The organism is Paenisporosarcina sp. P5_A11, assembly GCF_056400705.1.
Genome location: NZ_JBFUKT010000103.1, coordinates 1 through 11,166 on the forward strand (window position 1 = coordinate 1; position 11,166 = coordinate 11,166).

7 protein-coding genes and 1 pseudogene are annotated in these 11,166 nt (G+C 40.0%); all 8 read right to left on the reverse strand.

Translation table 11 applies throughout. The features are described 5' to 3' along the window. Positions 1-1,077 (reverse strand): PDDEXK-like family protein (locus tag AC1DOS_RS13340; protein WP_477537906.1); only part of this gene is annotated, 1,077 nt, incomplete at its 3' end. 36 nt (positions 1,078-1,113) lie between these two features. Next, positions 1,114-1,521: a hypothetical protein gene (locus AC1DOS_RS13345; protein WP_477537907.1), complete on the reverse strand. Its 408-nt coding sequence runs from the start codon at positions 1,519-1,521 to the stop codon at positions 1,114-1,116. 86 nt (positions 1,522-1,607) lie between these two features. Beyond that, a complete protein-coding gene (locus tag AC1DOS_RS13350) occupies positions 1,608-2,294 on the reverse strand; it encodes a GIY-YIG nuclease family protein (protein ID WP_477537908.1) in 687 nt (228 codons plus the stop codon). 141 nt (positions 2,295-2,435) lie between these two features. Continuing rightward, positions 2,436-2,603 (reverse strand): annotated as a pseudogene (locus AC1DOS_RS13355) (integrase core domain-containing protein); the annotation flags it as partial. Positions 2,604-3,470: 867 nt separating this feature from the next. Beyond that, positions 3,471-7,109, reverse strand: coding sequence for an outer membrane protein assembly factor BamB family protein (locus AC1DOS_RS13360; RefSeq protein ID WP_477537909.1), 3,639 nt, complete (start codon positions 7,107-7,109; stop codon positions 3,471-3,473). A gap of 90 nt (positions 7,110-7,199) precedes the next feature. Next, positions 7,200-8,282, reverse strand: a complete 1,083-nt coding sequence (locus AC1DOS_RS13365; protein WP_477537910.1) for a HupE/UreJ family protein — start codon at positions 8,280-8,282, stop codon at positions 7,200-7,202. A gap of 345 nt (positions 8,283-8,627) precedes the next feature. Further along, complete coding sequence (locus tag AC1DOS_RS13370; protein ID WP_477537911.1) at positions 8,628-9,503, reverse strand: endonuclease/exonuclease/phosphatase family protein; 876 nt, start codon at positions 9,501-9,503, stop codon at positions 8,628-8,630. A gap of 1,211 nt (positions 9,504-10,714) precedes the next feature. Then, positions 10,715-10,882: a hypothetical protein gene (locus AC1DOS_RS13375; protein ID WP_477537912.1), complete on the reverse strand. Its 168-nt coding sequence runs from the start codon at positions 10,880-10,882 to the stop codon at positions 10,715-10,717. Positions 10,883-11,166 lie beyond the last annotated feature (284 nt).

Here is an 11,166-nt window from a genome sequence, read left to right on the forward strand (position 1 = left end):
CACTTCGACTTTCAGCATTAGACGGTTGTTGCTGTTGGCAAACCATGCGATTAACCCTCGGTCTAACCACCATTTTTGACGTAGATCCTCTCGGTTATATGCAACAGCCCACTCTTTTTCTACAAAGGAGGGCAGACGATGATGGGCTATAAAGTTATTGCTGTCCATATCTTTTTCCGATGCAAATAATTTGAAAGCTTCGGAAATAATGCTGTTTCCAACTTTTACGATATAGTCAATTGCTTCTCTATTTTCTAGATACAATCTTTCCAAGATTCCAGTTTTAACAGTTGTAGTTGAAATCAGTTGTTGATTTACTACTTTCATAGAAGATTTTTTATGAACGGATGTATACAGCAAATCAACTGCGTCTTTATTGTCTTGATAAATGGATAAAGCAGACTTGTTTAACTCGTCATTTTCCTCCAATTGATCAGCCAATACTTCTATGTAGTAAGAAATGAAAGAGTAAACCTCATCATTCATAAAAGCTTCGTTTAGAACTACATAATCCTTTAATATACTTAAAATATCCCGATAGGTAAGCATTAAATAATCATTTTCAGAAGGTGGATCTTCTAACATGGTTAAAAAGATAGGGACAATCCTATAGTCTGCGTATTCACTTTTGACGAAATTCAAGTAATTCTTTAATTGATTGTGAGATTCTTTTGACCAGAATTTATTTTCTATGAGAATCACCGTTTTATTACTTTCTGATACAACTAATATATCAATTCTTTGACTAATAGTTGTAATGAGTTCTTTATGAACAATCACATCCTGGTAATTGAGATTAACCATACCTAAGGGATTAAAACGTGCAAGTTTGTTCGCATCTTCTAAATTATTTGGATGGACAAAGGCTTTTGCCAAAAGTTTCTTTAAGAAGAAATCACCGAGATTATGATTCGCTTTAGGATTTAACATCCAGACGAGGAAATTGGAATGCCGAATCTCAAATTGATCAACCGATAATATTTTAAAAGGATTGAATCGCTTAAAATGATTATTTAGCTTAGCAAATTCAATTGAGTCTTCTAGCAAAGTTAAAAGTTGTTGAGAGTGATTTGACAAAAGGTATACCTCCAGTGCTATTTTAAAGAATACATATTAATAACTGAGTGCATCTTGTTTATGAAATGCGTAAATTATAAGGTTTTCAATATTTTCAATTGGATTTAAACTATCTAGTTTTTCTAAAGGGATGTAAACTTCATTTGTTTTAAGGCAATGATTTCTTGATTCACTTATTTCAAAACCTAAAAGCTCTTGAATATCTTTTTGTAGTTCCTTCCCCAGTGTAGTATCACGGTTTCCAGGTTCAATATGCAAAACCAATGATTGATATGAGCCACCACCATGCAATGTTGCAAATTTAAATCGATGATTATTATTTTTATATCCGATTGAAGGTGACTTTGCGCTATCATCGTATTTAGTATTTGGCAAAGAGATAAGGTAACGATGTATTATTTCGGCTACAGTCCTTTTTGCAAAGCAATCCATTTTTGCGGACATCCATTTTTCCTCCTGTTTAAACAACTACATACTATAATCCCTATTCCGATGAATTCTTGTAACAAGTCGTAATGAATGTTCCTAGACTATCTGGCTTTCAACACGCCGCTTTTAACCAAGTTGTTTAAAGCTCCTATATTTTTAAATCTAAAATAAACGCTTAACCTTTTTAAGTCTGTTTGTGTTAAAGATGAATGATCAATCAATAATTCATATTCATTCTCTAATTTCAGAATTAATGATTTAGCGAATTCAATCTGTTTATTTGTTAGTGGTTTAACATCAATCTGTTCATTTACAGCTATTGTCTTTTTCTTCGAGTCTATTTGGGGATTAATAGTTTGGTTAATAGCAGGTGTATATTTACCAGCTTTGATCCAAGCAATATCTTCTTTAGTTAAAGCAAACCATTCTCCTTCCAAGCGTTTACTTGAAAAATGTTTATGAAATGCGGCTTCGGTTTGATGATGATTCGAAGTTTTAATAAGATAAATAAGTTTATTTTCAAAAGGCAATTTCACACCAAAAAGATTCATGCGCTTTTCAATGTATTTGGTTTTACCAATTTTAAATGACCCATTCATATACTCCTGTACAAAGTAAATATATCCTGAAGCATTATCTCTAAGCATTGGGGAATTGATAATATCCTCTAACTCTTTTTGATTTGATTCGAAAAGATAAATCTTCTGAATTTGAACAGCAGGGAATATAGCTTCTGTTTTATTATAAGAAGTTTTCGGGAAAATTTTATTTAGAATAGTTTTAAGCATTTTAGAAAACCTCCTAAAGTTGTTTTTATTATTAGTATAGTAGTTCTTTGATACTGAATAAAGAAAATATTGTAAATAAAGTTAGCCATTTCTACTTACCATCGAAGGTTTAGTCTAATAATTGAGGTACAGTTCAATTTATCATTGATATCGATGTACATTGTACTCATACATGTATTCGTCAATCAGATGCTTCAATTCTTCAAATGGTTTACAACTTCTGAAGTMCACCTCATCCTTAAGGTGACCAAAGAATGACTCTATCGGGGTATTATCCCAACAGTTTCCCTTTCCGGACATGGATTGGGTGAGTCTCATTTCTCTTTTGAAAAAGTTCATTTCAAATAGTACAGAGCAAAATTAATGAATCAATTTATAATTTAATAATTAAAAATTAATTGGATTACAAGTAATAGGTTGTGAGACCGGATTGTTTTAACTTACCGACGGGTGCCATGGTCTGGTTAAGGACTATTTCTTCTTATTCTTGATAATAACTGCAAAAAAGGAGTGGCGTTATTGTCTAGTAGTGGTGATAGCATTCGTAAAGAAAATATAAAAAATACGGCATACTAAAAGGAAATTACATGTGGAACAAAAGAGAACAACGAGATCCCTGGACGCTAGGGAGGCGACATTCGGCGGTATGTATCATGACTATTGCGTAAAAACAGATCAGCCTGACGGATCGGAAGCGATGCACTTTTTTGGAATCTGATTGAAATTCAAGAGAAAATCGATGATTTCTTCCAGTGCCATCTGGCTTAAATCGGTTCCTTTTGGGTAGGTTCTCCGGACTCGACCGTTAGTGTTTTCATTGGTTCCACGTTGAGCAGGAGCGCCTGGCTCAGCGAAGTAGAAGGATTTCCAAAGCTTTTTCCACTTCAATCCATAGATGAATTTCCTTTCTCCCGTCGGCGGTGATGGACTTAGAAGTTCAAACTTAAATCGATATGTATTCACCTTTCTATACATAATTGATGTAATAGAAAAGGTCTACATTATTTGATTCCATTGTGTAGAACGAAAGGGCATCCCCTTTCAAATAAAACATTTACTGCCTAACATTCACTTAAAAAAGGAGTGCCGAAAACTCCGGCACTCCTTTTCATTAGGGTCAATTTGTTGAGTATTCTATCAAACTATAAAACAGTCAAGTGAAAGTGGATGTAGAGATTACTCTGCTGCATTTGGATCCAATGTTTCCAGCTGTGTTGCCCACCGCTCAATATTGGCTGCCGGGTTCGTTCCTTCGGCAGGATAGTCGGTGATGTGGTACCAGCTGATTGTCCGTTTTTCACCTGCTGCTACACTTGCATCAAAGGAGGCACCGAAAATATACCCGAAGGCACTGATCCCAGTTGGTTGGTCTTTGACCCAGGCAATTCCATGAGCCGGGCTGTTTATAGCGGTTTTAGGACCGTCATACACATAATTCCCCGTCCATCCGGAAGTCTTGAAGCCGGGATTAACGGATGCAAAACCTGGAACTATTGCCGTGTCATCAGAACTGTCTGGATCGAGTAAATATTGGAAGTATCCTTTGAAATCATTTGTTCCGGTATTTTCTAATTCCAAGGTTAGCTTGGCAACCGGTGCGTTCGGAAGCAATTGGTAAGTGACCGACGTCTTGATTGACGGATTAATTTGTGCTTCTCCTGAAGCCTTTACCGCGTTTCCTACAGTCTTAATTTCAGCAAGAGAGAGCCATTCTCCAGAACGGTTCCATGGAACTTTCGGATCATTCATTGTCGGTGAAAGGATTAACTCGCTCCAATCCAAGGTTTCCATGGCATTATCATCCTGTAGGGCAAGATCGCCTAGCCATCCTGGCTGGAAAGTACCTGCCTGATTATTGGCAGCCACTTGTGTAGAGATGGTCGCCTCTACCTTGTTATTGATGATGTAATGGTACGGGTTGCCTGTTGTTGCGTCCAAGCGGGTGCTTCCTGCATGAAAATCTGGAGCTTCCTGAGATTCTCCTGCAATCGGCTCGGTGATGGCGTTTAGCTTTAGTTCCTTCGTTTCATTTTTCCCCTCTACCATCGTGACAGAGAGAGAAGTGTCTGAATGAAAACCTCTTCGTTTTGTAGAAAGAGTATATTTGCCTGGCTTTAATCCGATCAGGTATTGGCCATCATCATTGGCTACTGAAGTCTGGCGGTTCCCCTCGGTATCGGTCACTACAACGGTCGCACCGGCTACCGGTTTTCCGGTATCAGCATCCGTCACCTTACCGGTTACTCGCGGCCATCTTTGGGCAGATTTTCCTCCAGGCGTGTAAGCATAAAGGTTTCCATCATGAGCACCAACCACAAGCGTATTTCCTGAAATCGCAGGGGAAGATGCCACCCAAGCTCCAATTTCATGATCCCATAAAGGCTGTCCTGTTAATCGGTCAAGCGCATAAAGCTTTCCGTCGTTGGAACCAATGAAGATGGTTTCTCCACTAACTGCTGCTGATGAAATGATTCCGCCATCCGTACGATATTTCCATTTTAAGGAACCTGTGACCGCGTCTATTGCAGCAACGTTTCCGTCAGGGAATCCCATGTAGACGACTCCATCCGCTACAGCAGGGGAGGAACCAGTTGCCTGACCATGAATGTAGGATTTATCTGAGCTCTTGTAGCGCCATAGCTCGTTGCCTGTCGAGGCGTCAAGTGAGACGATTAAACCGCCCTGGTACCCCATAAACACACGGCCATCTGAGATGGAAGGCATGGAGTGCATCCAGCCGCCTGCTGGTTTTTTTTGCCAGATTTCCTTGCCTGTAGCAGCGTCAAGAGAGATCAGCCAGCCGCCGTCTGCACCAACAAATACCTTGCCATCTTGTACTACAGGTGTGGATTCAACGATCCAGCCGCCTGCTAAAGGAGCATTCCATAATTGTTCGCCGGTTTTGGCATCAAGCGCCATGATTGCACCACCGCTGCCTGTGCTGTATGCCTGGTATAGGACTCCATCGGCTACTGTTGGAGAATAATACATCCAGGATCTCTGTACTTGATCCTTGCCAACGAATTTTTMCCAAATCCTTTCCCCGGTTTTTGCATTCATCGCATAAAGTGTGCCGCGAATCGAATTCGCGTAAACGACTCCGTCTGCTACTGCTGGGGATGCTTGGACCTGGGCATCTGCTTTTACTGCCCATTTCTTTCGGCCGGTTTCCAGGTCAACCGCATGGATAGCATTTTGGTCCGTGCCGTTTTCATCACGTGTTCCGATATAAACCATTCCATTTGCAATGGCAGGGGAGGAGGTAAGAATCGTACCTGGTGTCCGGTAGGTCCAACCTAATTGCATACCCGCTTCGAGTGTATCTTTTGCCTCTCCGGTATGCTGGGCATTGCCGTGGAACATCGTCCAGTCAGAACCGCCCTTAGGTGAGATACGCTTAGAGTCTACGATGTTGAACGTGTTGTTTTTAACCCAAACCTTTCCTGCATCGTCGGTTACCCTAACTTCTATGGCATGCTTGCCTTTTGATGCCTTTTTAGCATTCCATTGGTTAAACCAGGCCATTCCGCTGCTTTGTTTCAGTTTTTTCCATGAGCCGCCATCTACTCTGTATTCCACTTTAGAGACATTGCTTGACGTATTATAGGCATTTACCAATATGTCCACTTTGCCCTTTGGAACATCGCTTCCGGCCGCTGGATGGACAATCGCTGCGCTTTGTTTTACGTCATACATCTTATACTTTGCATTCTTTTGGTCGCCCTGGAAAGAAACCATCCGGAATCCGTTCGGTGACTGATCAATCGTATAAGCACTTGAAACAGTCGTTACATGGTTAGCACCTGGAATGGTATCTTGTGCCACATCGTTAACATGGGTATGTCCAACCATCACCAGTCGTGTCTGATACTGGCTAAGTAGTTCAATAAACTTCTTCGTGTTATCAGGTGACGGGGTTTCCGGTGTATTCAAAGGCTTATGGACGAATACTACTACTTCTTTGTCTTTTGCATTTTGGGCGAGATCCTGTTTTAACCATTCCAATTGGTCATTTTCATTGAAGCCCAATGTATTTTCCAATGTGACAAAATGCCTGTTACCATAATCGAATGAATACCACTCAGGTCCGAGATACTTGCGGTAACGGTCCACTCTTGTTTGATAGCTAGAACCTGGGGCAAAGTCATGGTTTCCTACAGCTGGGTAGACAGGAACAGCAGATGTAGCTGTGCTCGCTGTATAATCCTGATATTCTGCATCGGTCGCCCGGTTGGTCAAGTCGCCACTAACGGCGATAAAGGCCGGGTTTCCTGTCGATTCGTTAATTTGCGCTAGCTGTGATGTGAATCGTTCACGGTTATTATTTGTCCCTGCTTCCACGTGAACATCGGCCACGTTGGCAAAGGTAAAGTTAGGATTATTGCTTTCAGGCTTAAGTAGTAGTCCGAAGTCTTGTTCTCGTGTTTCACCGGCCTCGAGGTTGCCAAGTTGCTTATAGAACTGGGGTGTTTTGTTTTCGTCTGTTGGGACGCTATATCCGCTAGGAACGGTAACAAAGACAATATCTGACTCGCGTCTTTCAATGTTTGCCGTCAGTGTATACTTTCCTGAATCATCGGTAACGGAAATGCTCTTCCCATCTGAGACAGACACATTCGGAATTCCCTGTTCGTTTCCATCGTGGACTCCATTTCCGTTTTTGTCTGCAAATACCGTACCCGTAACAGTTGCATTAGGATTATCTGCGATAACCGGTTGGACGACAGCGGCCAAAGCAAGACTACACATCACGGCCGCGGTAATCGGTTTAAGCTTTTCTTTTACCGTTTTCCCTTTCTCATTTAAAGGTTTCATTATTTTTCCTCCTATTAATCTCGTATTTTTAACACCCTTAAGCTACTCTTTTGAACCACCCCCTATAAGAAAAGGAAAGAGATTCAGCATTTAGGCTAGAAATCGCTCGAAATACCAGAATAATCCCATTCCAAAAATACCAGCGGTTGCCGATCCGTAGACGACAGTTGACCATTTGAATCGGCGGATATAAAGAAGAATGGGAAATAGCAGAATGATGATCAGTGCTTGTCCTACTTCAACACCAACGTTGAAAGACAAAATGGACAAAAGCGAACGCCAGGTTACATCATTTGACAGCTGTAATGCACCGGCAAATCCCACTCCATGGATCAGTCCGAAGCCAAATACGACGGCAAAACGGAGCTTCGTAGAGAATCCGAAGAAATGTTCCAGGGCGACGAATGCAATGCTTAACGCAATGAGAGGCTCTATAATCTCGGAAGGGAGATTGATTAGCTTTAAGGCAGTGAGGCCTAGTGTAATACTGTGGGCCAAAGTAAACACAGTAATAATTTTGAGAATATCTGAAAATCGGCGCGAACCGAGAACAAGAGCCATCACAAACAGGATGTGGTCATACCCGATCATAATATGGTGGAATCCGAGTTGAATAAACCGGATGATTTGGCCGATGATAGTTTCCTTGCCGATTTGCAGTTCCCGTTCACCCCCATGAAAAACAAATTGTCCTTTTGCTTTATCTAAGTTATAGGTTGCGATGTTCCTGTGCATTGGGTCATTATCGTCAAAAAAGACGCTGTACTGAATTTGGATTGACTCCTCTTTGGCAGGGCGGGGGAACTCAAGCATGATTTTGGCATAATCCCGGCCAGTTCTTTCTTCGATGTCTGTGACCGTCACTATTCCTTCTGATTTAGCTCCATCCGTGAATAGTTGAAAATGGGAGGCCAGGTATTCCGTTACAGCATCCTGTTTATCTTCCAATGCCTTTGTCAATTGGTCCTTAGAGGAACCTGGATTAACCTCGAAATCTATCAACCTTCCAAGCTCAAAATAGTCGATATAAAGCTCTACATTCAGGGTGTCACGATCAAGCGTAATGTTTGAATATCCCTCGCTGTTATCTGTGTGAGCTGAAGCGTTAACAGGACATAACGTTATCGTAATAATGAATAAGAGCATCATATTCCATAAAACGAACTTTCTCACCTCTACACACCCTTCAATCTAGTAAATTTTCCTTTGCTTACTCTCCGTCTCTTATGAGTCAGCAACTTCATTTAAAAAAAGCTGCGTCATCCCAATACCTATGACAACGCTTTAGCTGCATAACCCAAAAAAAATAATGTATCTCTCTTCTGGGATCAGGGAAAATCGGCTTAGGTGCCGGAGTCTTTAATGCAAGGTAGTTTTCCAATTCAGATCCGAGAAGAGAGAATTCATTCATAGTATTCCTGTCTGGCTTATTGTGAATGTTTAGCTCTTAAGTGCATAAAGTGTTTCCTATGCTCAAAAATCCAAAATTCTTACCGGAAATAGTAAGGTGTCACCCATCTACTTTTGTCCATTATTAAATGGCTCGTTTCGTTTAAGTTTGATAACAGCGGTCACTGGGAGATGATCAGAAGCTAAAGTTTGAATCACCTCGGCATTGACTGTTTCGATATTATCGGTTGTGAAAATATAGTCGATTCTCACAGTAGGGTTTATTGAAGAATAAGTGTAAGCTGTAGGTTGATCAGCAAAAGCATCACTATAATTGGAAATCATCAGCTGCATTTCCGGGCTTTCCGGTTTTGCGTTTAGATCTCCCATGATAATTTTAGGTCCTTTAACTTGCCCAGCAAGTTCATTGACTTCCCGAATCTGGATTTCGCGTTCTGCGGAAGTCAGCGCTAGGTGAGTATTATAAAAGTGAACTTGATTTCCTTTAACATTAATCGTCGCCTCTAGCAGGCCTCTCTGCTCCGTGTTTCCGATTTTTGTAAGTTTGTGGTTTTCAGAATCTAAGATTGGATATTTGCTTAAAATCGCTGTCCCATACTGCCTGCGCGGTTCCCCTTCGATTAATGGTGCATTATCAAGGTTTGCTCCATACACATAAAACATGCCAAGCCGTTTTGCCAGCGAATTTGCCTGGTCTTCGAAGTTGCTGCGGCTAGACCAATGATTGTCCACTTCCTGCAAGCCAATGATATCTGCCTCCGAATTTTCAATAACCTGAGCAATACGTTCCAAATCCAAAACCCTATCTGTCCCTTCACCGTGATGAATGTTATAAGACATTACCTTAACGTCAACCGATTCTCCGCGTGGGAACTCGGTTTCCTTAGCAAAGGAGTTTTGTCCGAAACCAGAAAGAGCAACAATGGCACAAGTAACAGCCAACATGAACGATACCGCTTTTCTTCTTTGATATTTTGTCATCATAATGAATCCTCCTAATCGATTTATGTGTTTCTACTTTTATCATACAAAAGGAATTTATGGTTTTTATTGAAACTATATTAAGAGAATGTGTAATTGTATTACTATTTCGTAAATTATGGATATTAGGACTATGACAATGGTTCTGCTTCGTTTTGGGTTGAATCGTCTTTCTCTATGTGTTCTTTAAAATATCTCATTAGTTATGACAATACCGGATTGTCTTACCTATCCTTACTTAGTCGACTTGGTGCTTCTATAGGTTTAGCAAAAGCTGTGAATTAGGACGGATCTTATTACCCAAAGATATTTTAGATCGATTTCAATTAAAAGATGGCGATATGCTAACGAGGAAGAGTTAGTTAGTAGTAAGATTTTTGATTTGTTAATTTCTTATAACTTCGCATAAAAASCTYATTTTCTAAATAATGTCTTAACACGTCATTCACATCCTCTTYATAWTCATCTACTACACTAAARSTGCAAGCTCAAATCCAAGGAGGTCCTACATGAGTCAAATACGTTTGAAAAAGTAACCCTACCTATCGCAATTCTTTCGTTTTTAGCCATCAGTGGAGTCGCTTGAACCATTGCCATTTCATAAACGACAAYGAATACCTCTAAAAGCTAGATAAAGGAAAAATAAAAAATGCGGTTTAAAGGAGAGTCATTAACGTGGAAAATCAACGAAGATCTTGGAAAAAAATTTCTTTGATCCGATTTATAGACTTCTTAAGTAAGTCCACTCAAAGCGCCGAAGCAAAGAGGGTTTCTCAATTAAATTCATCACACACACCTTGGAATTAACTAAACGAATTTTTGAATTACGGGGTAGGTTTTTTGAGGTGAAAAACTTGGATATTATTCGACTTGTATTTCTTACAAACGCCAATCTGATAAAAAAATTAGGTGTCACCACTTCTGTGATAGCACTCTATATGTTGGCTAATTAAAAAAAAATTCTTGGAAACCCTTTGCTCTTAAAAAAATTATATTGGACCAGTATGAACTGATTTCTTGACAGTTGTTAAACAGGACAGAACAAAGAGAATTTTGGCTAGAATTACCGTTATAGTGTTAAGTTCCGTGATTTTCTTTGCAACCATAATGGAGTTTGGTTCAACCCTACAATAAATTTGCCATTTCATATCAGAACATTCGGCTGCCGTAATGATGGGAGCTTTTTCTTATTGATTAATGAAGACGACACTTCCTCATTCGGGGGTTATGTCAACTAAAAACGTAAAAAATGCGTTAATCCAAGAAGGATTAACGCATTTTTCGAACCATTCAGGAGGACCCACTGTTGTATCTGGATCAATGGCAAGATGAACAAACCAACTATCAGCCATTCCAGTGTTTACATTTGGATGTATTTCCACTACATCTCCTGGATGTAATTCTTGAGCAGGTTTTCCTTTTTCCTAATACCAGCCTCTTCCGCCAGTAACCAAAAGAATCTGTCCACTCGGATGTGCATGCCAATTGTTCGTTAGGTTTGGATTAGATATTGGCGTTAATACAGCATGCCTTTCATTTTAATAAATAATCTGTGATGATATCTCAAAGCCCGTCCGAAGTGGGCTTTTCTTAATAGAATAGTTGGAAATAAAGCATATTTGTTAGAATATAGTTCTATCTTTTCCGTTTTTGATTACACTAAATG